The organism is Streptomyces sp. NPDC055239, assembly GCF_053606205.1.
In genome coordinates this window covers 215,605-238,333 of sequence record NZ_JBSGRD010000006.1, presented here as the reverse complement: position 1 = coordinate 238,333, position 22,729 = coordinate 215,605, and the positions used below count along the sequence as shown (strand labels likewise).

Annotated in this window: 20 protein-coding genes; 7 read left to right on the top strand and 13 right to left on the bottom strand. The window is 68.5% G+C overall.

Annotated elements, in window-relative coordinates:
* Positions 1-97 precede the first annotated feature (97 nt).
* The 6 genes from sepX to galU form a co-directional block, all read right to left on the bottom strand.
* Positions 98-1,486 (bottom strand): divisome protein SepX/GlpR, encoded by a 1,389-nt coding sequence (sepX, locus tag ACWFRJ_RS21445; protein WP_453532990.1) that lies wholly within the window; start codon positions 1,484-1,486, stop codon positions 98-100.
* 197 nt (positions 1,487-1,683) lie between these two features.
* A complete protein-coding gene (locus tag ACWFRJ_RS21440; RefSeq protein WP_453533530.1) occupies positions 1,684-2,307 on the bottom strand; it encodes a GNAT family N-acetyltransferase in 624 nt (207 codons plus the stop codon).
* The gene (locus ACWFRJ_RS21435) at positions 2,304-2,804 is read right to left on the bottom strand and encodes a MogA/MoaB family molybdenum cofactor biosynthesis protein (RefSeq protein ID WP_453532987.1); all 501 of its coding nucleotides are present in this window, start codon (positions 2,802-2,804) and stop codon (positions 2,304-2,306) included. The genes ACWFRJ_RS21440 and ACWFRJ_RS21435 overlap by 4 nt, the downstream gene beginning before the upstream one ends.
* Complete coding sequence (gene moaC, locus ACWFRJ_RS21430; RefSeq protein ID WP_453532984.1) at positions 2,801-3,325, bottom strand: cyclic pyranopterin monophosphate synthase MoaC; 525 nt, start codon at positions 3,323-3,325, stop codon at positions 2,801-2,803. The genes ACWFRJ_RS21435 and moaC overlap by 4 nt, the downstream gene beginning before the upstream one ends.
* Before the next feature lie 86 nt (positions 3,326-3,411).
* Positions 3,412-4,743: a molybdotransferase-like divisome protein Glp gene (gene glp / locus ACWFRJ_RS21425; RefSeq protein WP_453532981.1), complete on the bottom strand. Its 1,332-nt coding sequence runs from the start codon at positions 4,741-4,743 to the stop codon at positions 3,412-3,414.
* Between the two features lie 4 nt (positions 4,744-4,747).
* The gene (gene galU, locus ACWFRJ_RS21420; RefSeq protein ID WP_389904822.1) at positions 4,748-5,653 is read right to left on the bottom strand and encodes a UTP--glucose-1-phosphate uridylyltransferase GalU; all 906 of its coding nucleotides are present in this window, start codon (positions 5,651-5,653) and stop codon (positions 4,748-4,750) included.
* Between the two features lie 94 nt (positions 5,654-5,747).
* On the opposite strand from galU, the gene ACWFRJ_RS21415 reads away from it, so the two are divergent.
* Positions 5,748-6,371 carry a 5-formyltetrahydrofolate cyclo-ligase gene (locus tag ACWFRJ_RS21415; protein WP_453532977.1) on the top strand — a complete coding sequence of 208 codons (624 nt, stop codon included), beginning with the start codon at positions 5,748-5,750 and terminating at the stop codon, positions 6,369-6,371.
* 68 nt (positions 6,372-6,439) lie between these two features.
* Here the strand turns inward: ACWFRJ_RS21415 and ACWFRJ_RS21410 are convergent, their stop codons facing one another.
* Entirely contained in the window at positions 6,440-9,190 is a 2,751-nt protein-coding gene (locus ACWFRJ_RS21410; RefSeq protein WP_453532975.1) for a penicillin acylase family protein, read from the bottom strand.
* A 213-nt stretch (positions 9,191-9,403) separates the two neighbouring features.
* Here ACWFRJ_RS21410 and ACWFRJ_RS21405 point away from each other — a divergent pair, with 213 nt between their 5' ends.
* From ACWFRJ_RS21405 to ACWFRJ_RS21385, 5 genes are all read left to right on the top strand, one after another.
* Positions 9,404-10,924 (top strand): potassium/proton antiporter, encoded by a 1,521-nt coding sequence (locus ACWFRJ_RS21405; protein WP_453533527.1) that lies wholly within the window; start codon positions 9,404-9,406, stop codon positions 10,922-10,924.
* 239 nt (positions 10,925-11,163) lie between these two features.
* Entirely contained in the window at positions 11,164-12,429 is a 1,266-nt protein-coding gene (locus tag ACWFRJ_RS21400; RefSeq protein ID WP_453532973.1) for an MFS transporter, read from the top strand.
* A 67-nt stretch (positions 12,430-12,496) separates the two neighbouring features.
* Positions 12,497-12,871 (top strand): FmdB family zinc ribbon protein, encoded by a 375-nt coding sequence (locus tag ACWFRJ_RS21395; RefSeq protein ID WP_453532970.1) that lies wholly within the window; start codon positions 12,497-12,499, stop codon positions 12,869-12,871.
* Between the two features lie 127 nt (positions 12,872-12,998).
* Positions 12,999-13,865, top strand: coding sequence for an S-methyl-5'-thioadenosine phosphorylase (locus tag ACWFRJ_RS21390; protein ID WP_453532967.1), 867 nt, complete (start codon positions 12,999-13,001; stop codon positions 13,863-13,865).
* A 197-nt stretch (positions 13,866-14,062) separates the two neighbouring features.
* Entirely contained in the window at positions 14,063-14,596 is a 534-nt protein-coding gene (locus tag ACWFRJ_RS21385) for a hypothetical protein (protein ID WP_453533524.1), read from the top strand.
* Between the two features lie 96 nt (positions 14,597-14,692).
* Here the strand turns inward: ACWFRJ_RS21385 and ACWFRJ_RS21380 are convergent, their stop codons facing one another.
* On the bottom strand, positions 14,693-15,088 hold the full coding sequence (locus ACWFRJ_RS21380; RefSeq protein ID WP_453532964.1) for a hypothetical protein: 396 nt from the start codon (positions 15,086-15,088) through the stop codon (positions 14,693-14,695).
* A 224-nt stretch (positions 15,089-15,312) separates the two neighbouring features.
* Between ACWFRJ_RS21380 and mscL the strand changes: the two genes are divergently transcribed.
* Complete coding sequence (gene mscL, locus ACWFRJ_RS21375) at positions 15,313-15,870, top strand: large conductance mechanosensitive channel protein MscL (RefSeq protein ID WP_453532961.1); 558 nt, start codon at positions 15,313-15,315, stop codon at positions 15,868-15,870.
* Positions 15,871-15,877: 7 nt separating this feature from the next.
* Here mscL and ACWFRJ_RS21370 read toward each other — a convergent pair whose 3' ends face one another.
* The 5 genes from ACWFRJ_RS21370 to ACWFRJ_RS21350 all read right to left on the bottom strand — a co-directional run bounded on the left by ACWFRJ_RS21370 (position 15,878) and on the right by ACWFRJ_RS21350 (position 22,520).
* On the bottom strand, positions 15,878-16,105 hold the full coding sequence (locus ACWFRJ_RS21370) for a hypothetical protein (RefSeq protein ID WP_453532958.1): 228 nt from the start codon (positions 16,103-16,105) through the stop codon (positions 15,878-15,880).
* A 94-nt stretch (positions 16,106-16,199) separates the two neighbouring features.
* Positions 16,200-17,612 (bottom strand): NarK family nitrate/nitrite MFS transporter, encoded by a 1,413-nt coding sequence (locus tag ACWFRJ_RS21365; RefSeq protein WP_453532955.1) that lies wholly within the window; start codon positions 17,610-17,612, stop codon positions 16,200-16,202.
* Positions 17,613-17,696: 84 nt separating this feature from the next.
* Positions 17,697-18,515 carry a pyruvate formate-lyase-activating protein gene (gene pflA, locus ACWFRJ_RS21360; protein WP_453532953.1) on the bottom strand — a complete coding sequence of 273 codons (819 nt, stop codon included), beginning with the start codon at positions 18,513-18,515 and terminating at the stop codon, positions 17,697-17,699.
* 18 nt (positions 18,516-18,533) lie between these two features.
* Positions 18,534-20,792 carry a formate C-acetyltransferase gene (pflB, locus tag ACWFRJ_RS21355; protein WP_453532950.1) on the bottom strand — a complete coding sequence of 753 codons (2,259 nt, stop codon included), beginning with the start codon at positions 20,790-20,792 and terminating at the stop codon, positions 18,534-18,536.
* A gap of 294 nt (positions 20,793-21,086) precedes the next feature.
* A complete protein-coding gene (locus tag ACWFRJ_RS21350) occupies positions 21,087-22,520 on the bottom strand; it encodes a NarK family nitrate/nitrite MFS transporter (RefSeq protein ID WP_453532947.1) in 1,434 nt (477 codons plus the stop codon).
* Positions 22,521-22,729: the final 209 nt, after the last annotated feature.

Sequence of the window (22,729 nt, the reverse complement as noted above, 5' to 3'; positions counted from 1 at the left end):
CTAGCATCCCGATCCGGGTGCTCGGAAATCCGTTCCTGGCTGGTGACCAGGCCGGTGACCTGGCTGGCGACCCGGCCTGTGACCTGGCCGGCCAGCCTCACTCGTTGGCGGCCCGCGGTCGCTCGCCTTCGTCGTACTGATCGAAGAGCGGCGTACGTCCGCGCTCGCGCGCCCGGCGCGCGGAGGCGGCCCGCCGTGCGTCACTGCGGCCGTCGACTCCGTCCACGCCGTCGGCACCTTCCGCGCCCTCGTCGTACTCGGGGTACTCGTCGCCGGACTCGCTCGCCTCCGCCTCGTCGGCGGCGGGCTCCACGGAGCTCGAACGCGCCGAGCTCCAGGCGTCGGGCGCGCTCAAGTCGACGTCACCAGTGGCCCGCGGGGCGACCGGGGCGGTCACGTACGTCGGCAGGGGCACCGGCACCGGGTCCCAGCTGTCGCCGTGCCCGGGTCGGCGCTGCCGCTCACGCTGCTGGTCCACCCACTCGGCGTGGTCGGTCTGCTCGACCAGGGCGCGGCGGTCGGCGGCGAGCGCCGAGAGACCGGTCTCCGTATCGGGCGCCGGTCCTTCCTCCGCGTCGTCGACAACGGCTTCGGCGCCGCCCGGCGCACGCCTGCGCGGCTGGCGTTCCCGCAGCCGCTGCGCCGCGACCTCGGCCCTGCGCCGGTCCATGGTGTAGGTGAAGCGGCGCCGCTCCTGGCCTCGCAGGTACACGATGTAGGCGCTCAGGAGCGCGGCCGGTGCTGCGGGCGCCCAGAGGAACGCGAGCCCGCCCACCGCGGCGACGATCGCGCCGAGCGAGAAGGCGACGAACAGCATCACCGTCGTACGCCGACGGCGCGCGAGCACCTTCGAGCGCCGGGCGCGCGCGGCTGCTTCCGCCGATGCGGCCCGCTGGGCGGGCGACTGCTGAGGCCGTGCGCCGGTCGGCGCCGGGGTCGGATTCGGGGTCGAATTCGGGGTTGGAGTCGGGGTCGGCGCCGGAGTGTTCACCTGCGCCCGCACAGAGGGCTTGGCCGGGGACTTCGCCGCGGGCTGCGCCTGGGACCGCCGCGAAGGCCGCTGGGTCTGGGACCGCTGCGGAGACTGCTGCGCCGGCGGTCTGGCCTGGGGCTGCTGCGCCTGGGGCTTGACCGGCGCCTTGCCGTGCGACTCGGGCCGCTCTTCCTGTGCGCCGTGTCCGCCCCGTGCGCCCTGTGCGCCGTGCCCGCCCTGTCGATGTGGGGGCGCGACGAAGGCCCGGACGTCCACCGAGCCGGTGACGTTGTCCGGTTCGCGCGACTCCTCCTCTTCAGGCGAGCGCGCTTGCAGGTCCTTGGCGTATCGGCGCTCCATCGCCGCCCGTCCGGACAGGAGCCGGATGGCGGTGCTGAAGCGTTCCGTCGGACGGGCTTCATTGAGCTCGTCCTGCCTACGGAGCCACATCGGCACCAAGTAGGCGGCCCAGGCCCCGACGATGACTGCGTAGATGAGGCCGCTGCTGCTCACGCCTCACACGGTAGAGGGGTTTGCTTGAGGCCATCTGCCAATTGAGTCGGTGTGTCGCACGATCTGGCTGATATCTCGAACTTTTTTTGTGACTGATGCGATCAACAGGTCACCGCGATCGTGAAATTAATGCTCCAGAGGGACCAAGTCGGGCCCCAGACGGTCGATCACCGATTAATTTCAAACACTTATTCTATTTACGCGGTCTTCCGGGGTCGTGCCTGGTGCCAGCGCCTGAGCAACCCTTCCGGTACCTCTTCCGCGGTGAGCGCGAAGACAAGATGATCGCGCCAGGCGCCATCGATGTGGAGATATCGTGGACGAAGCCCCTCCTCGCGGAATCCGAGTTTCTCCACGACCCTGCGGCTCGGCCCGTTCTCCGGGCGAATACAGACCTCGATACGGTGCAGCCCGACCGATCGGAAGCAATGATCGACCGCGAGAGCGACGGCGGTCGGCATCACGCCGCGGCCCGCGACCGACTGGTCGACCCAGTAGCCGACATGGCCCGAGCACATCGATCCCCAGGTGATCCCGGCAACCGTCAACTGTCCGACGAGACGCCCTTGGTGCTCGATCACAAAAGGCAGCATGCGCCCGGCGTGCGCCTCGGCGCGCAGGTGCCTGACCATCTGGCGGTAGGTCGGGCGGTGCACGATCGGGCCGCTGGGCGTGGGCGGCGGGATCGTCGCCTCCCAGGGGCGCAGCCAGTCCCGGTTGCGCCGGTTGACCTCACGCCATGGCCTCTGGTCGCGCATCTTTATCGGGCGGAGGGCGACATCGCCGTCCGTCAGCTCGACCGGCCAGGAGGGGCTGTTCAGCTCGCACCACCTGCAGGTCTGGGATGGTCGCCGCCCCTGAGCTGCTCGATGGCGTGCGTGAGGAGGGGCTCCAGGACGGCGATCCCGTCCCGTACGCCCCCCGTGGAGCCCGGCAGGTTCACGATGAGCGTGCGCCCGGCGACTCCGGCGAGACCGCGGGACAGCGCGGCCGTGGGCACCTTCTGTCTGCCGTACGCGCGAATCGCCTCCGGGATGCCCGGCACTTCGTGGTCGATGACGGCGCGGGTGGCTTCGGGGGTGCGGTCGGTGGGCGAGATGCCGGTGCCGCCTGTGGTGAGGATCACGTCGTATCCGGCGTCGGCTCCGGCGCGCAGGGCCTGCTCGACGGGTTCGCCGTCGGGGACGACCTGGGGGCCTTCGACCTGGAAGCCGAGCGCGGAGAGCGCGTCGGCGATGATCGGCCCGCCCCGGTCGGCGTAGACGCCGGCGGACGCGCGGTTGGAGGCGGTGACGACGAGCGCGCGGTAGGCCGTCATGCGCCGGCTCCTTCGCGGCTCCAGTCTCCGGACTTGCCGCCCGACTTCTCCTCGACGCGTACGTCCGTGATGACCGCGCCCTTGTCGACGGCCTTGACCATGTCGATCACCGTGAGGGCGGCCACGGTCACCGCGGTGAGGGCCTCCATCTCGACGCCCGTACGGTCCGTCGTCTTCACCGTGGCGAGGATCTCGACGGCGTCGTCCGCCACGGAGAGGTCGAGTTTCACTCCGGAGACGGCCAGCGGATGGCAGAGCGGGATCAGGTCGGGCGTGCGCTTGGCGCCCATGATCCCCGCGATCCGCGCGGTGGCGAGGGCGTCGCCCTTGGGGACGCCCTCACCACGCAGCAGCTCGATCACGCGGGGCGAGACCAGGACGCGGCCGCTCGCGCGGGCGGTGCGCGCGGTCACGTCCTTCGCGGATACGTCGACCATGCGGGCGGCGCCCGCCTCGTCGATGTGCGTCAGTCTCTGGTGCTCAGGGGTTCCGGGGGTCTCCCCCCGGGAAATCGCGGTCATGTGCTGTGGCGCTCCCGGTCCGGGCCTCCCGCGGTGCGGCGCGAGGGGGCCTATGTGCGCGACACCGTATCGCGCGGGAGCGCCCTTCAGCCGAGCAGGACCACTTCGACGTCGGCTCCTGGCTCCACCGAAGTGGTGTCCTCCGGGACGACGATCAGCGCGTCCGCGTGCGCGAGGGCCGCCACGAGGTGGGAGCCCGCGCCGCCCACGGGCCGCACGCTGCCCGCGTCGGCGTCGTACTGCCCGCGCAGGAACTGCCGCTTCCCGGCGGGCGAGGTGAGCGTCTTGTCGGCGCTGAGCACCGCACGCGCCGTGGGCCTGTGGACGTCCGGGAGGCCCATCAGGGCGCGCACGGCGGGACGTACGAAGAGCTCGAAGGAGACGTACGACGACACGGGGTTGCCCGGCAGGGCGAGCAGCGGGGTGTGGTCGGGGCCGATGGAGCCGAAGCCCTGCGGTTTGCCCGGCTGCATGGCGAGCTTGCGGAACTCGATGCCGCTGCCGTCCTCGTCCTCGTCGCCCACGGAGGAGAGGGCTTCCTTCACGACGTCGTACGCGCCGACGCTGACGCCGCCGGTGGTGACGATGAGGTCGGCGCGGATCAGCTGGTCCTCGATGGTGGAGCGCAGCGTCTCGGCGTCGTCGGCGACCGCGCCCACGCGGTAGGCGATCGCTCCGGCGTCGCGGGCCGCGGCGGTGAGGGCGAAGCTGTTGGAGTCGAAGATCTGGCCCTTGGCCAACTCCTCGCCGGGCTGGATCAGTTCGCTGCCGGTGGACATGACGACCACGCGGGGGCGCGGGCGCACCTTGACCGTGCCACGGCCGATCGCGGCGAGCAGGCCGATCTGCGGGGCGCCCAGGACCGTGCCCGCGCTCAGCGCGCGGTCACCTGCCTGGACGTCGCTGCCACGCGCCCGCACGTGCGCGCGTGCTTCGGCGGGGCGGTGTACGCGGACCTCTCCGGAGGCTCCGTCAGGGGCCGCGCTGTGCGCGCGCATCCCGGAGACGGGGCCTTCGCCGAGGCCTCCGTCGGTCCACTCCACGGGGACGACGGCTTCGGCGCCGGGCGGCAGCGGGGCGCCGGTCATGATGCGGGCGGCCTGGCCCGCGCCGACGACCGGCTGCTCGCTCTGGCCCGCGGCCACGTCGCCGATGACCGTCAGGACGGCGGGGAACTCCTCGCTCGCGCCCGCGATGTCGGCGACCCGGACCGCGTACCCGTCCATGGAGCTGTTGTCGAAGGGCGGCAGCGAGACGGGCACCGTGACGTCTTCGACGAGGACGCAGCCCTGGGCGTCGAGGAGTTGGAGCTCGATGGGCTCCAGGGGGCGGACGAATCCGAGGATGTCGTCCAGGTGCTCGCTCACCGACCAGACATGTTCCTGGCCGGTGACTTCGGTCGTCGCGCTGCTGCTCAAAGTGCTACATCTCCTCGGACACGTAACTGCGAAGCCAGGCCTGGAAGTCCGGGCCCAGGTCTTCACGTTCGCACGCGAGTCTGACAATGGCACGCAGATAGTCTCCGCGGTCACCGGTGTCATAGCGGCGGCCCTTGAAGACGACGCCGTGCACGGGGCCGCCCACCTTCTCGTCGGCGGCGAGCTGCTGGAGTGCGTCGGTGAGCTGGATCTCGCCGCCGCGGCCCGGCTCGGTCTTGCGCAGTATGTCGAAGACGTGGGGGTCGAGGACGTACCGGCCGATGATCGCGTAGTTGCTGGGGGCGTCCGCCGCGTCGGGCTTCTCGACAAGGCCTGTCACCTTGACGACGTCGCCCTCGTCCGTGGCGTCCACGGCCGCGCAGCCGTAGAGGTGGATCTGCTCGGGGGCCACCTCCATGAGGGCGATGACGCTGCCGCCGTGCCGCTCCTGGACCTCGACCATGCGGGCGAGCAGCGGGTCGCGCGGGTCGATCAGGTCGTCGCCGAGGAGCACCGCGAACGGTTCGTTGCCGACGTGCGGGGCGGCGCACAGGACGGCGTGACCGAGTCCCTTGGGGTCGCCCTGGCGTACGTAGTGCATGGTCGCGAGGTCGCTGGATTCCTGGACCTTCGCGAGTCTCGCCTCGTCGCCCTTCTTGAGAAGGGCCGACTCCAGTTCGTAGTTGCGGTCGAAGTGGTCCTCCAGGGGGCGCTTGTTGCGGCCCGTGATCATGAGGACGTCATCGAGGCCGGCGGAGGCGGCCTCCTCGACCACGTACTGGATCGCCGGCTTGTCGACGACCGGCAGCATCTCTTTCGGAGTGGCCTTGGTGGCGGGCAGGAACCGGGTGCCCAGACCTGCCGCGGGGATGACAGCCTTGCTGATCCTTGGGGGGTGAGACTCAGTCATGTCCGTAACCATAACCGGTGAGTATGTGCGCAATCTGTGGGTCAGGACATTTTGTTCTCATATGAGCGTAGTTGGAAGGGTTTGTGAGCGCACCATGGAAGAACCTGGCTTGGAACCTGCCTCGGACCAGCCAACCAAGCGCACGTTGCGCGGAGAATTCCTCGCGGTGAGACGCGGGTTGACTAGGGATGACGCGCAGAAGGCGGCAGCGGTTCTCGCGGGGCGCGCGTTGGAGCTGCCCGAGCTCGCCGGGGCGCGCACGGTCGCGGCGTACGTCTCTGTGGGAAGCGAACCGGGGACGCGCGCGCTCCTCGACGCCCTCCACTCGCGGGGGACACGGGTTCTGCTGCCGGTGCTCCTCGCGGACAACGACCTGGACTGGGCCGCCTATGAGGGCGGTGCCTCGCTGGCCCCCGTACAACACCCGGGAAAGATCCAGCTCTTGGAGCCCTCGGGGGCGCGGCTCGGGCCCGATGCCGTCGTCGCGGCGGACGCGGTGCTCCTTCCTGGCCTGGCCGTGGACGAGCGCGGGATGCGGCTCGGGCGCGGCGGCGGGTCGTACGACAGGGTGCTCGACCGGCTCGGGCGTGCCGGGGCCGATCCCGCCCTGGTGGTGCTCCTGTACGACACGGAGGTCGTCGCCCGCGTCCCCCAGGAGGCGCACGACAAGCCGGTGCACGCCGTCGTCACCCCATCGGGAGTACGCCGCTTCCGCTGACCCTTCCGCAGACAGAAAGGGCCCTCCACGCGCGCGTGGAGGGCCCTTTCACTGCTTGGTGCGGCTGCTCAGGGCCGCAGCACCAGGGTGTCGTTCGTGCTGCCCTTCACGGCCTTCTCGGAGAAGGACCACGGCAGCAGCTCGCCCTTGACCCACTTGCTGGTCTGGTCGGTGTAGTGCGCGCTGTAGGCGTGCCCCGAAGCGCCGGTGAGGTTGATCCACTTGGACTTGTCGAGGTCGTCGAGGTTCACCACCATGCGCATCGACGGCACCCACTGCACTCCGTAGCCGCCCGCCGCGTTCCAGCCGGTGGCGTTGACCGCCGCCTCGCCGCCGCCCAGCTTGAACGGGCCGCGGTTGAGCATGAACTGGAGCCAGCCGGGGCCTTCGACGCCCAGGGTCTGGTTCTTCAGGGTCAGCCGGTGCAGGCGGCCCCAGCTCCAGGTGTCGACGTCCTTGCCGAGCTTGGCCGTCAGGTCCCAGCGCGCGTCCTCGAGGGCACGGCCGAACAGCTGGTCGCGGGTCTTGGTCGCGGCGTCCGTGCGGGTCTTGGGCGACTTCCACCAGTCGTTCTTCTCGTCGTCGAGGATCGACCGGATCACTTCGTAGTAGCGGTCGCCGCCGTCGGGCTGCGCGGATTCCGCGTCACGCTGGCCGCACTCGCGCACCGGCTCGGCCTCGTCGGCGGGGCCCGTGTTCCCGGCCGGGTCGACGTTCAGGCACTGGCCCTTGACCCGCAGCTCCTTGGGCAGCTTGTTGCCGATGGAGAGCTTGAGGATGTTGCGCCAGACCGAGTTGAAGTACGCGGCGGCAGCCGAATCGGGGTCCTGGGTGTAGTCCCAGCCCTCGAGGAGCTTCTGCGCCTCACGTACGTAGCTGTCCTTGACGTCGATCTTCAACAGCTTGGGCACGAGCACCTTGGCGATCTCGCTGCTGTTGTCCATCTGCATCGTGCGCATGTCCTCGGTGGAGACCTTCCCACCGTTCTTGATCTTCGACTGGATCAGATCGGTGATGCGCTGGCTGCGCGCCCCGTAGCCCCAGTCCGACGTGAGCTTGTACGGGTAGTCCTTGCCGATGACGGCCTGGTTGGCGGTCACGATGTAGCCGCGCTTCGGGTCGTACTCGTAGGGCAGCGCGGACTGCGGGATGTAGCCGGTCCAGCGGTAGTCGGAGTCCCAGCCGGGCGCGGGCAGCGCGCCGTCGCCCTTGCCGCGTACCGGGATCTTGCCCGGTGCCTGGTAGCCGATGTGGCCCTTGGTGTCCGCGTAGATCAGGTTCTGCGAGGGCACTTCAAAAGAAGCGGCCGCCTTGCGGAACTCCGGGAAGTTCTTCGCCTTGTTGAGCTCGAAGACGGCGTCCATCGACTTGCCCGGCTTCAGGGCGGTCCAGCGCAGCGAGACTCCGTAGCCGTCGCCCCGGTCGGGGGCGGCGCTGTCGACCGTGGCCTTCTTGCCGACCTTCCCCAGTTCGGTGTCACGGTCGGACAGCAGAGGTCCGTTGCCGGTCTCCCGGACGGTGATCTTCTTGGATTTGCCGCCCGCGACCTTGATCGTCTCGACGCGGGACTTGAAGGGCAGCACCTTGTCGTCGTACTCGTAGCCGTCGCCCTCGAACTTCTCGAGGTAGAGGTCGGTGACGTCGGCGCCGAGGTTCGTCATGCCCCAGGCGATGTCCTGGTTGTGGCCGATGACCACGCCGGGCATCCCGGCGAAGGTGTAGCCGGAGACGTCGTACTGGCAGTCCTTGGAGACCGACCGGCAGTGCAGGCCCATCTGGTACCAGGTCGACGGCAGCTGCGGTGACAGGTGCGGATCGTTGGCGAGCAGTGGTTTCCCGGTGATCGTGTGGTCGCCGGAGACCACCCAGGAATTGGAGCCGATGCCGTTGCCGTTCGGCCCGAGGCCCGCGTCCGGGACGCTGTCCAGGATGTCGGAGAGGCCCGACAGCTGGGACTGCAGTCCACCGGGAGCCTCGGTGTTGCCCGCCAGGCCCGTGCCCGCGGCGCCGCCGGTCTGCGACTGGCTGCCCGCGCTGCCCTTGCCCTCGTACTCCTTGGTGACGCTGTTGTAGGCGCCCTCCTGGACGATGGGCTTGTTCCGGTCGTAAGGGTACGCCGGGTACAGGTCCTTGATCTGGGACGGGCCCAGACGGCTGGTCATCAGGGAGCGGTCGATCTCGTCCTGCATGTTGCCGCGCAGGTCCCAGGCCATGGCCTTGAGCCACGCCACGGAGTCGACGGGGGTCCACTTCTGGGGCGCGTAGTCGTTGGTGAAGCCGAGGGCGGCGTACTCCAGGGAGATTTCCTTGCCGCTCTTGTCCTTCAAGTAGGCGTTGACTCCCTTGGAGTACGCCTGGAGGTACTTCTTCGTCGCGGGCGAGAGCTTGGAGTCGTACTCCTTCTGCGCCACGCGGTGCCACCCGAGTGTCCGCAGGAATTCATCAGTCTTCACCTGACTCTTCCCGAACATCTCGGAGAGCCGACCGGAGGTCGTGTGGCGGCGGACGTCCATCTCCCAGAAGCGGTCCTGCGCCTGCACGAAGCCCTGGGCCATGAACAGGTCGGCGTCGGACTCGGCGTAGATCTGCGGGATGCCGTTGCCGTCGCGCTTCACGTCGACGGGACCGGAGAGGCCGTCGAGTTTGACCGTCCCCTTCGTCTGCGGGAAGGAGGCGCGCACCGTGTCGACGCTCCAGTAGGCGCCGTAACCGATGCCCGCCACGATGGCCAGGACCAGGACGATCACGATGAGGCGGGCTCGGCGCCCCTTCTTCTTGCCGGACTTATGACCGGAAGAGGCGGTGGTATTCGACGGCATCGCTGTCCTTGCTGTCCTTACGCGAGCGGCAGGGCTGGCTGGGCGGTGGTGGGAGCGCTGGAGCAACCATAGGCGCAGGGCACTGCGGCCCCGGACGCGGAGTCAGGAACGTACATCGCGACTTATCGTATGGACGTTCGAAGGCGTCAAGGAAGCGTTAACAATTAGGTAAGGTAACGAAGTACTTGGCTCACGCGGAGGAAGGAACGGCCCCTGACTGTCCACCACCTCAACCAGCTTCTGCTCGTCTGCTCGCTCGTCCTGCTCGTCGCGGTCGCGGCGGTCCGCATCTCGTCGCGCAGCGGGCTCCCCAGCCTGCTTCTCTACCTCGGCATCGGCATCGCCATGGGCCAGGACGGCCTCGGCAACGTCACGTTCAACAATGCCGAGATGACGCAGGTCATCGGGTATGCGGCGCTCGTCGTGATCCTGGCCGAGGGCGGCCTCGGCACGAAGTGGAAAGAGATCAAACCCGCACTGCCCGCAGCCGCCGTCCTCTCGCTCGCCGGCATCGCGGTGAGCGTCGGCGTGACGGCCGCCGGTGCCCATTACCTGGTCGGCCTCGAGTGGCGGCAGGCGCTCATCATCGGCGCGGTGGTCTCCTCCACGGACGCGGCCGCGGTCTTCTCCGTGCTCCGGAAGGTGCCGCTCCCCTCGCGCGTGACCGGCATCCTGGAAGCGGAATCCGGGTTCAACGACGCCCCCGTGGTGATCCTGGTCGTGGCCTTCTCCACGGCGGGACCCGTGGAGCACTGGTACGTCCTCCTCGCCGAGATCGCCCTGGAGCTGGCGATCGGTGCCGCGATCGGCATCGCGGTGGGCTGGCTCGGCGCCTACGGCCTGCGGCACGTGGCCTTGCCCGCGTCCGGCCTCTACCCCATCGCCGTGATGGCCATCGCGGTCGCCGCCTACGCGGCCGGAGCCATGGCGCACGGCAGTGGATTCCTCGCCGTCTACCTCGCCTCGATGGCCCTCGGCAACGCGAAACTGCCGCACTGGCCCGCCACTCGCGGCTTCGCCGAAGGGCTCGGCTGGATCGCGCAGATCGGCATGTTCGTCCTGCTCGGCCTTCTGGTCACGCCGCACGACCTGCTCGACGACACCTGGCCCGCGATCATCATCGGCTTGATCCTGACCATGGTGGCCAGACCCCTGGGGGTCATCGCCAGCCTGCTGCCGTTCCGCATGCCCTGGCAGGAGAAGGCCCTGATGTCCTGGGCAGGGCTTCGCGGAGCCGTGCCCATCATCCTGGCCACGATCCCGATGGTGAACGGCGTCGACGACAGCCAGCGGATCTTCAACATCGTCTTCGTCCTGGTCGTCGTCTACACCCTCATCCAGGGTCCTACGCTGCCGTGGCTGGCCAAGAAGCTGCGCCTTGGCGACTCTTCGGGCGCCGCCGACCTGGGCGTCGAGTCGGCGCCCCTGGAGCGCCTTCGCGGGCACCTGCTCTCGGTGGCGATCCCGGAGGGGTCGCGGATGCACGGCGTCGAGGTGGGCGAGCTGCGGATGCCCGCGGGGGCCGCGGTCACGCTCGTCGTTCGCAACGGCGAATCGTTCGTTCCGCAGCCCACGACCGTGCTGCAGCGCGGGGACGAGCTCCTGGTGGTCGCGACCGACCCGGTGCGCGACGCGGCGGAGCGACGGCTGCGAGCGGTCGGACAAGGCGGAAAACTGGCCGGATGGCTGGGAACCACTGGTCAGGAGACCGAGAAGAAGGGCAATCGCAGGTGACGGGCGCCTCAATCTCCGCATTCACAGGTCTCAGTGACCACATTCCCTGTACGCTGAACGCACACTTCTTCTGTACCGACTGATCGAACCAACTCTGTCTGAAGCAGAGCTGGCGCCGACCGTATGGCGGCCGCGTGTCCTCGCAGTGGGCAACCGGCATCTACCGCAGTTCCGCGCAAGAGGACAGCTCTCGGCGCCCCCGCACGGGCGCGCTACCAGGCAGCAGAAAGGCACGGGCCGTGGCATCCACGGTCACCTCCCGCCCGGGATACGGACAGCTGCTGCGCACCCGCGGCGCCTGGACGTTTCTCCTGCCCGGCTTCGCGGCGCGACAGCCCTTCGCGATGCTGACCATCTCCATCGTCCTCCTTGTGCAGCACACCACCGGCTCGTACGGCGTCGCGGGCGCCGTATCGGCCGTCACCGGCGTCTCCATGGCCGTGTTCGCCCCCTTCGGCGGCAAGCTCGCCGACCGGTTCGGCCAGCGCGCCGTCCTGGTGCCGGGCGTGCTCGTGCACACGGTGTCGGTGCTCTCCCTGACGGTGCTCGCGCTCTCGGACGCCCCCTTGTGGGCGCTCTTCGTGGCGGCGGTGCCCACCGGCGCCTCACAGCCGCAGATCAGCCCCATGGTGCGGGCCCGCTGGGGCGTCAAGCTCCAGGACTCCCCGCTTGCGGGCACCGCCGCCGCCTTCGAGTCGGTCACGGACGAGCTGACGTTCGTCCTGGGCCCGCTCTTCGCGACGGCGCTGTGCACGACCATCGACCCGGCGGCCGGACTCTTCACGGAGGCCGGACTCACCCTGGTGGGCGGCCTGCTGTTCGCCGCGCAGAAGAGCACCCAGCCCAAGCCCGCCTCCCGCGAGGAGCACGCGCGCGTGGAGCACGTTTCCGCACTGCGGATCCCCGGGGTGCGGGTGCTCATGGCGACCTTCCTCGGCATCGGCGCCGTCTTCGGCGGCATGCAGGTCTCGCTTGCCGCCTTCACCGAGTCCATCGGCGAACCCGGCCTGAACGGCGTCCTGTACGGCACGTTCGCGGCGGGCAACATGCTCTCCGGTCTCATCTGCGGCGCCATCGCCTGGAAGATCGCCCCGCAACGGCGGCTCCTCGTCGGGTACTCGGCCCTGACCCTGATGGCTTCCGGTCTTTGGGCCGCGCACTCCGTGGTGCTGCTCGCCGGGATCGGACTCCTGGTCGGCGTCTGCATCGCACCCGCGCTGATCACCGGCTACACGCTGGTGGACCGTCTCGTGGCCCCGACCGGCAGGACCGAGGCGTTCACCTGGCTCACCGGCGCCGTCGCGCTCGGCCAGGCTGCCGCCGTCACGGTCGCGGGACAGCTGGAGGACCGCTTCTGGGACGGCGCCGGATTCCTGGTGCCGCTTGGCGGTACAGCGCTGGCCCTCCTGGTGCTCGTGACCCTGCGCTCGCGGCTCGTGCCGCGGTCCGCCGGGCGCACCGTGGCACGTGGCGTGGGTCACCGCGAGCCGGTCACAGTGGACTGATCTCGCGGAATAGGTCACTATGGACCGTCGTTAGCACTCAACGAGTAAGAGTGCCAGGAGGAAGCAAGTGCCGACGTACCAGTACCAGTGCACCGAATGCGGCGAGGGCCTCGAGGCGGTGCAGAAGTTCACCGATGACGCCTTGACCGTGTGCCCCAGCTGCGACGGACGCCTCAAGAAGGTGTTCTCTGCCGTCGGCATCGTCTTCAAGGGCTCCGGCTTCTACCGCAACGACAGCCGCGGCTCGTCGTCGAGCAGCACGCCGTCCCCGGCGTCCGCGTCGAAGTCGTCGGACTCCAAGTCTTCGGACTCCTCGAGCTCGGACTCCAAGTCCTCGGCGAACGCCTCGTCGTCCTCCTCGAAGTCGGACTCGAAGTCCTCCGGCTCCTCGTCGGGTTCGTCGGCCGGTTCGTCCAGCTCCTCGAGCTCGTCGGCCGCCTAGCTTCCGGGCAGAGCGCCCCGCGCACGTCTTTCTTGCAGTTTCCTCCAGGTCCCCGCCGTCCTTCGACGGCGGGGACTTCGGCGTTGGTGGGATTTCGTCGTTTTCGGGCCCGGCTACTGTGCTGGACATGGTGAATACGGCGAATGCGAGTACGGCGAACGCGATGCGGGCCGAGATCGGTGTCATCGGCGGATCCGGCTTCTACTCCTTCCTCGACAACGTGACCGAGCTCCAGGTCGACACCCCCTACGGAGCGCCGAGCGACTCCCTCTTCATCGGTGACATCGCCGGGCGGCGGGTCGCGTTCCTGCCCCGGCACGGCCGCGGACACCATCTGCCGCCGCATCGCATCAACTACCGCGCCAACCTCTGGGCGTTGCGCTCCGTGGGCGTACGGCAGGTGCTCGGCCCGTGTGCGGTGGGCGGGCTGCGGCCCGAGTTCGGGCCGGGAACGCTGCTGGTGCCCGATCAGCTCGTGGACCGCACCAAGACGCGTACGCAGACGTACTTCGACGGGGTGCCGCTGCCGGACGGGAGCGTGCCGAACGTCGTGCACGTGTCGCTGGCCGACCCGTACTGCCCCGTGGGCCGCGGCGCCGCGCTGAAGGCGGCACGCGGGCGGGAGTGGGAGCCGGTGGACGGCGGGACGCTGGTCGTGATCGAGGGACCCCGGTTCTCGACGCGGGCCGAATCCCTCTGGCACGCGGCGCAGGGCTGGTCGGTGGTGGGCATGACCGGACACCCCGAGGCCGTTCTCGCCCGTGAACTGGAGCTCTGCTACACGTCGTTGACGCTGGTCACGGACCTGGACGCGGGTGCGGAGAGCGGCGAGGGCGTCTCACACGAAGAGGTGCTCCAGGTGTTCGCGGCGAACGTGGACCGGCTGCGGACAGTGCTGTTCGACGCGGTGGCGGGGCTGCCTGCGCAGGACGGGCGGGACTGTGCGTGTGCGGGGGCACTGGGTGGGATGGAGCCGGGAATTCGGCTGCCGTGAGGTTTCCGGAACGCATGTGAGGCCGGAGCTCCGGAACTCCCCCTTCGGGTGAGGGAGTTGTCCACAACCGGGGAGTAGTACACGGGGCTCAGCGGGATTCGGCGCGGGCCTGCATCGTGAGAGCGGAAGGCAAGATCCTCAGCTCTCTCGACTCTCCGCAGGCGGTGGCCGTCGTGGCGCATGTTTCCTCCTCAGACATCTCCTCCCCTCCCCCTCCCCCGCTGTGTCCGGTACCGCACTTCGACCCCGTGCGCGTCCGCGGTGGCGGAGACGTGCGGCACCGGCTGCGAAGGCTGCTGCGGCACAGACGGCGGGCGATGGCCGTGGGGCTCGCGGTGACGGCGGCGGCGCTCATTGCCGCGGGGCCGCGGGATGCCGAGCGGGTGCGGCCGCGGGAGCATCCGGCCGCCGCCGCTGCCGCGCCCACGCGGGAGTCAGAGCGGGAACGTCGAGCCGCGGCCCTGGTGACGGCGCCGGTGCGGATCGCTGACGCGGAGACGGTGCGTCTGCTGCACCGGGGCGACCGGGTCGATGTCGTCGCCTCCGACAGCTCCGCGTCACGGGTGGTGGCTGCCGGGGCCAGAGTGACCGAGGTACCCGAGCCCCGGGAGGGCGCGGCCGAAAGCACTGCCGAGGCCGGGGCGTTGGTGGTGCTCTCCGTGCCCCGGGCGACGGCGGCACGGCTCACGGGAGCTAGTGCCTCCGCACGACTTGCGGTGACGCTTTACTGAGCCACTTCGCCATTCCGTGCTCAGATCACAGCACTGAGCGCGGAATGGCGAATCGGAGACTCTGCCATGCCAACGATAATTTTAAATCGCACGGACCTACCACTTGATGTGCTGCTTCTTCCCACATCGCACATAGTCATCAAACTTGTGGCACATGCGAATGTCGAGAGAGCTATCAAGGACACCCATGGTGACGTACTTGTACATCTTCCTAGTCCCCTTGGATCCACACTTCCCCTTGATCTTCGACCAGTGACCATTCTGGTTGACCTGCAGGTAGTCGCAACCGCCCGACCTAGTCTTCGTAATCGAGCCCTTGAACCAAACTCGAGTGTCACCAAAGCGCTCATTGATTGAATACCTACCGGAGGCTTTCGAGTAACCGGCCTTCTTGACGCTGAATTTCCCGTTTGAGTCTGCCGCAGCCGGTGCAGCCACAACCAACACCAGCACTGCCGCCAACGGAATCACCTTGGCGATCTTGGTAGGCAATTTTCACTCTCCCCGCTTTGAAGCCGCCTACGGCAGGTCGAAAGCCGAAGGGGAGCCGACCGTACCGGAGCACCCAGTGGAGATCAACTTGCCTGAGCGTGGATAATTCAGGGGTGACGGTCCGCGAGGCCGACAGATGCAGGGCAAGCGACCCTCCCTTGAACCTCCATCAAATCACCTGATCGTGTCTGCAGATTGGACTGGGGCCTGTCCTACCAGGCCTAATGGGGCAGTCAATTGCAGGTGCGAGGGAAGGCTCTCTGGTGAGCGAGAAGAACGGACCGAGTCTCTGGGAGGGCTTCAAAGCCTTCCTGATGCGCGGCAATGTCATCGACCTGGCGGTCGCGGTGGTCATCGGCGCCGCGTTCACGAACGTCGTGAACTCCGTCGTCAAGGGTGTCATCAACCCGCTGGTCGGTGCCTTCGGTACGAAGGATCTCGACCGCTACAGCTCGTGTCTGAAAGATCCGTGTGTGACGAACGCCGACGGCACGGTCGAGAGCGGCATCCCGATCATGTGGGGCACGGTCCTCAGCTCGACCCTCAGCTTCGTCATCACCGCGGCCGTCGTCTACTTCCTGATGGTGCTGCCCATGGCCAAGTACCTGGCGAGGCAGGCCGCCCGGAAGGCCGAGAAGGAGGGCACGCAGGAGGTCATCGAGATCTCGGAGCTGGAGGTCCTCAAGGAGATCCGCGACGCCCTGGTCGCGCAGCGGGGCACGGGATCGGGCCCGGACTCGGGTGCGGGTCCGGTTTCAGGTCCGGGGCCGAGCGGGCTGTAGCGCGGGCTCAGAGGTGGTGGGGCGGCTTCTCGTCGAGGAAGCGTGCCAGGTCGGCGGCGCTGTCGCCGCCGCCCGCGGGCCGCTCGCCCCACCCGCGGTCCGTGTCGTCCGAGGACTGCTGCGACAGAGGGTCGTCGAAGACCAGGGCGCTCTTCGGCTTCTTCGGCGCCGTGGAACCCTTCGGGGTCTCCGATTCCTTCGGGTCGTGCGGTTCGGGTGCGGGGGCGGTGCTCATGCCTCCAGAGTACGTCCGTGGGGCACGGTCCCTCCCCCGGTCAGCCCGGTGCCTCCGCTCAGCCCGGTGCCTCCGCTCAGCCCGGTGCTCCCGCTCAGCTCGGTGCCTCCGCGCCCTTGCGGGCGTAGAACCACCAGCAGACGACGAGGCACGTCGCGTAGAAGCCGATGAACAGCCAGAGCGAGTTGGTGACGGCCATGCTCGCGAACATCGCCGGGATGAAGAAGAAGCCGTAGGCGGCGATCGCCGCGGAGAAGCCGGTGACCGCGCCCGCCTCCATCTCGGCCTGCTTGAGCGCGGCCTGCTGCGCCTCAAGGCCCTTGCCCTCCGCCTGCTTGAGGTGCTGCTCCCGGAAGATCACCGGGATCTGCCGGAACGTCGAGCCGTTACCGACCCCGGAGAAGGCGAAGGCGCAGAGGAAGCCGATGTAGAAGGCCCAGAAGCTGCCCTTGTCGCCGCCGGACGGCAGGGCGTTGATCACGACGACCAGCGAGGCGGCCATGCCCACGAAGGACACCATGGTGACCCGGGCCCCGCCGATCTTGTCCGAGAGCCAGCCGCCCGCCCAGCGGGTGAGGGCGCCGATGAAGGGGCCGACCCAGGCGTAGGTGGTGGCCTGGTAGCCGGACGCGGCGAAGTTGTTCTTGATGAGCAGCGGCAGTCCCGCGGCGAACCCGATGAACGAGCCGAACGTGCCGACGTAGAGCCAGGTCATCAGCCAGTTGTGCTTGCGCTTGAAGATGATCTTCTGCTGGCTGAACGGGGCGGCGGCGACCTTGAGGTCGTTCATCAGGAACCAGGAGAGCAGCGCCACGATCACCAGGAGCGGCACCCAGAGGAAGGCGCCGTTCTGCAGCCAGACGTCCTGGTTCTTGACCGTGTCGCGCTGGGAGCCGCCGGCCGGGGCGCCGAGCACGGCAGCAGTGACGACCAGCGGGGCGACGAGCTGGACGACGGAGACGCCGAGGTTGCCGAGACCGCCGTTGAGTCCGTTGGCGCTGCCCTTCTCCCTCTTGGGGAAGAAGAAGCCGATGTTGGCCATGGACGAGGAGAAGTTGGCACCGCCGATGCCGCAGACGGCGGCGATCAGGGCGAGCTCCCAGTAGGGCGTTCCGGTGTCTTGGAGCGCGAAACCGAGCCAGAGCATCGGCGCGATCAGGATGATCGTGGAGAACGCGGTGAACTTCCGCTCGCCGAAGATCGGCCCGATGAAGGTGTAGAGGATCCGGAAGGTGCCGCCGGTCAGGCCGGGGATGGCCGTCAGCCAGAACAGCTGCGAGGTGGAGAGGCCGAATCCGACGTCGTTGAGGCGGACGGCGGTGACCGACCACACCTGCCAGACCACGAAGCCGAGCATCAACGCCGGGATGGACACCCACAGATTGCGGACCGCGACCTTGTGGCCGGTGGGCCGCCAGAACTCGTCGTCCTCGGGGCGCCAGTCCTCGATGGTGGATCCGGGACGGTAGGTGTCGCCCGTCCGCCTGTGGCTGGTGGGAGCGCTCATGGAGCCACCGTAGGTAGGGCGCATCGGGACCGCTCGGCCGCTGGGCCGTTCGGGTGGTGCCGGGCCCTGCGTCGGCGGCCGCTTTCAGACCGCTTCGAGGCCCTGAGCTGCGAAGATCTCCTTGGCGGCGGCCACCTGGCCAGGCGTGGGCGAGGGGGTGTCGCGCAGGGTGAAGTCCTTGCCGAGAGCCTCCCATTTCGCTTCGCCCAGCTTGTGGAAGGGCAGCACGTCGACGCGCGAGACGTTGCCGAGCGAGGCGGCGAAGCGGGCGACGCCCTCGATGTTGCGCGGGTCGTCGGTCAGGCCGGGGACGAGGACGAACCGCACCCAGACGTCCTTGCCGAGGTCGGCGAGGCGGTGGGCGAAGTCGAGGGTGGGCCGCAGCGGGCGTCCGGTGACCTTCTTGTACGTCTCGCGGTCCCAGGACTTGATGTCGAGGAGCACGAGATCGACGTCGCGGAGCAGGGCGTCGGTGGCGCGCACGCCGAGGAAGCCGGAGGTGTCGAGGGCGGTGTGCAGGCCCAGTTCGTGCTTGAGGCGGTGCAGGAGTTCGCCGGTGAAGACGGGCTGGAGGAGGGGTTCACCACCGCTGACGGTGGCTCCACCGCCCGCCGCCGAGATGAACCTGGTGTATTTGGCGGCCTCCGCGATCACGTCGTCGGCGGTGGTCCGCTTGCCGTCGCGCATTCGCCAGGTGTCGGGGTTGTGGCAGTACAGGCAGGTCAGCGGGCAGCCCGAGAGGAACGTGACGAAGCGGCTGCCGGGGCCGTCGACGCCGGTGGACAGGTCCCAGGAGTGGATGGAGCCGGTGACGGGGCGCCGGGTGACCGCGGCCGCCGGAGTCGCCGAGGTCACCGAGGTCGCCGAAATCTCCGGGGTCGCCGTGTCGAGCAGAGCAGTCATGGCAGAGCTCCAGGTGGCTCAGAGAGAGCTGTGGAAGGTGCGGTTGATGACGTCGAGCTGCTGGTCGCGGGTCAGGCGGATGAAGTTGACCGCGTAGCCGGAGACCCGGATGGTCAGCTGCGGGTAGTTCTCCGGGTGCTCCATGGCGTCCTGAAGGGTCGCCTTGTCGAGCACGTTGACGTTCATGTGGAAGCCGTCGCTCGCCATGAAGCCGTCGAGCACCCCCGCGAGGTTGTGGATCCGCTCTCCGGGCGTGCGGCCCAGACCGTCCGGCGTGATGGTGTTGGTGAGCGAGATGCCGTCCTCGGCGTCGTCGTAGTCGAGCTTGGCGACCGAGAGCGCGGAGGCGATGTAGCCGTGCTCGTCACGGCCGTTCATCGGGTTGGCGCCGGGGGCGAACGGCTCGCCCGCGCGGCGGCCGTCGGGGGTGTTGCCGGTCTTCTTGCCGTAGACGACGTTCGAGGTGATCGTCAGGACGGACTGGGTGTGCACCGCGTTCCGGTAGGTCGGGTGCTGCCGGATCTTGCCCATGAAGTCCGAGACGATCCGCTTGGCGATGGCGTCGGCCCGCTCGTCGTTGTTGCCGTAGGCGGGGTAGTCGCCCTCGATCTCGTAGTCGACGGCGAGGCCCGTCTCGTCGCGGATGACCTTGACCCTGGCGTGCTTGACGGCGGAGAGCGAGTCGGCGGCGACCGAGAGGCCCGCGATGCCGCACGCCATGGTGCGCAGGATCTCCTGGTCGTGCAGCGCCATCTCGACGCGCTCGTAGGCGTACTTGTCGTGCATGTAGTGGATGACGTTCAGCGCGTGGACGTACGTCTTGGCGAGCCAGCCGAGCATCGCGTCGTAGCGCTCGGCGACGGTGTCGTAGTCCAGGTATTCGCCGTCGACGGGCTCGAAGCCCTCGACGACGCGGCGTCCTGTCACCTCGTCGCGGCCGCCGTTGATCGCGTAGAGCAGGGCCTTGGCGACGTTGACGCGGGCTCCGAAGAACTGCATCTGCTTGCCGACGGCCATCGCCGACACACAGCAGGCGATCGCGGTGTCGTCGCCGTACTTGGGGCGCATCAGGTCGTCGGACTCGAACTGGAGGGCCGAGGTGTCGATGGCGACCTTGGCGGCGAAGTCCTTGAAGCCCCTGGGCAGTTCCCGCGACCAGAAGACCGTGAGGTTCGGCTCGGGGGCCGGGCCCAGGTTGTAGAGGGTCTGCAGGGCGCGGAACGTGGTGCGGGAGACCAGCGGGCGGCCGTCCTCGCCGATCCCGGCCATCGACCAGGTGACCCAGGTCGGGTCCCCGGAGAAGCCCTCGTTGTACTCGGGGGTGCGCAGGAAGCGGACGATGCGGAGCTTGATGACGAAGTCGTCGATGAACTCCTGGGCCTCGGTCTCGGTGATGAGGCCGGACTCGATGTCGCGCTGGAGGTAGACGTCGAGGAAGTTGTCGATGCGGCCGATCGACATGGCCGCGCCGTTCTGCTCCTTCACTGCGGCCAGGTAGGCGAAGTACAGCCACTGGACGGCCTCGCGGCCGGTGGTTGCGGGAGCGGAGATGTCGTAGCCGTACGACATCGCCATGGCCTTCAGCTCGCCCAGGGCCTTGATCTGCTCGGACGTCTCCTCGCGGGCGCGGATGACGTCCTCGGTGGCCCATTCCTCGCCGAGCAGGGCCTTGTCGGCCTCTTTCGCGGCGATGAGGCGGTCGACTCCGTAGAGGGCGACGCGGCGGTAGTCGCCGATGATGCGGCCCCGGCCGTAGGCATCGGGGAGGCCGGTGATGATGCCGGAGGAGCGGCAGGCGCGGATCTCGGGCGTGTAGGCGTCGAAGACACCTTCGTTGTGGGTCTTGCGGAGGTGGGTGTAGACCTCCTTGACCTCGGGGTCCGCTTCGTAGCCGTAGGCGTTGAGTGCGCTCTCGACCATCCGCCAGCCGCCGTTGGGCATGATGGCGCGCTTGAGCGGGGCGTCGGTCTGGAGGCCGACGATCAGGTCGTGATCGTCGTCGATGTAGCCGGGCTTGAAGGCGTCGATGCGGGACGGGGTCTTCACGTCCACGTCGTAGATGCCGCGCTCGTTCTCCGCGGGGAACATCGAGAGGAGCTTCTGCCAGACCTGGGCGGTGCGTTCGGTCGCGCCGGTCAGGAAGGAGTCGTCGCCCTCGTAGGGGGTGTAGTTCTGCTGCACGAAGTCGCGGACGTCGATGGCGTCCCGCCACAGACCGCCCTTGAAGCCGTCCCATGCCTGACCGTGCGCTGTCGTTTCCGCGGGAGTGGCAGTCATCGCCGGCACCTTCCGAGTCGCCTTTTCGCTATGCCTCCATTGCACTCCCATTTGATCGATCAGGGGCCGCGCAATGGTCCCCACTTCAGGGCCCAAGGTCCCTTCTCTCCGCCTCTGCGACCGGACGCACCCAACCTGACCTGCCTTTTCTCTCGGGACTTTGGACCCAAGTTCGCTTGTGAATGCATTCACAAGAATTTCCCGGACCTCTCGTGGTACCGGGCAAGGACATACGAGTGGGCCGGGTGCTCCCACACCCGGCCCACTCCGCCCACGCCGCTCAGAGGCGGGGCGTCAGCTCGGCGACTCCGCGCCCTTGCGGGCGTAGAACCACCAGCACACCGCGATACAGCTGGCGTAGAAGGCCACGAAGCCCCACATCGCGCTGGTGACGGCGAAGTTGGCGAACATCGCCGGGATGAAGAAGAAGCCGTAGGCCGCGATGGCGGAGGTGAAGCCGGTGACGGCGCCCGCCTCCATCTCGGACTGCTTCAGCGCCTTCGTGTACGCGGGCGTGTCCTGCGTCAGGCCCTTCAGGTGCTGGTCGCGGAAGATCACCGGGATCTGGCGGAACGTAGAGCCGTTGCCGATGCCGGAGAAGAAGAACGCGCACAGGAAGCAGGCGAAGAAGCCCCAGAAGTTGCCGTTGTCGCCGCCGGAGGGCAGGAAGTTGATGACACCGATGATCGAGAGCGCCATACCGGCGAACGAGATGATGGTGACCTTCGCGCCGCCGATCTTGTCGGCGATCCAGCCGCCGGCCCAGCGGGCGAGCGCGCCCACGGCCGGACCCATCCAGGCGTACGTCGCAGCGGAGTAGGCCGCGTCGATCGGCGTGAACGTGGTCTTGATGAGCATCGGCAGCGCTGCCGCGAATCCGATGAAGGAACCGAACGTGCCGACGTAGAGCCAGGTCATCAGCCAGTTGTGCTTGCGCTTGAAGATGATCTTCTGCTGGCTGAACGGGGTCGACGCGACCTTCAGGTCGTTCTGGCCGAACCACGCGACGACGGCCAGGATCACCAGGACCGGCACCCACAGGAACGCGGCGTTCTGCAGCCACACGGGTGTGCCGTCGGCCTTGTGCTGGGCCGAGCCGACCGCGAGGACCGAGCTGGTGATGACGATCGGGGTGACCAGCTGGACGACGGAGACACCGAGGTTGCCGAGGCCGCCGTTGATGCCGGTGGCGTTGCCCTTGTCGCGCTTGGGGAAGAAGAAGCCGATGTTGGCGAGGGACGAGGCGAAGTTGGCGCCGCCGACGCCGCAGAGAGCCGCGATGGCGACCATCACGCCGTACGAGGTGTTCGGATCCTGGACCGCGATGCCGAGCCAGATCAGCGGCACGACCAGGACGATCGTGGAGAGCGCGGTGAAGCGGCGCTGGCCGATCATCGGGCCGAGGAAGGTGTAGAAGACGCGCGCCGTGCCGCCGGTGATGCCGGGGACGGCCGTCAGCCAGAACAGCTGCGAGGTGGAGAAGCCGAAGCCGACGTCCGAGAGGTTGGTCGCGGTGACCGACCACACCTGCCAGACGACGAACGCGACCAGGAGCGCGGGGACAGCGATCCACAGGTTGCGGGTGGCGACCTTCTTGCCGATGGACTTCCAGAAGAGTTCGTTCTCCGGCTCCCAGTCGGTGACGGTCTTGCCGGGGCGGTACTGCGCCAGATCGTACGTCGTGCCCGCTGGTGCGGTCGGCGCTTCTTGGGCGGCAGGCGATGTCATGTTGGTTCCCAGTTCGCTACGGGTCCCGACCTTGCTCCGGGGCCTGACGACTCCACGCTCCCGCGCGCGCCTCTTCAGAGGCAGAGGCGTAGGACATGCGCGGACCGGCCCAAAGACACCAAGTCCAGGGGGCCTTCGGACCTCGTGGGCCGCCTCGGCGCGCGAGCGGGCCCCGGCAGTCCGCCACGCCGCGGCCGAGTGTCACCGCC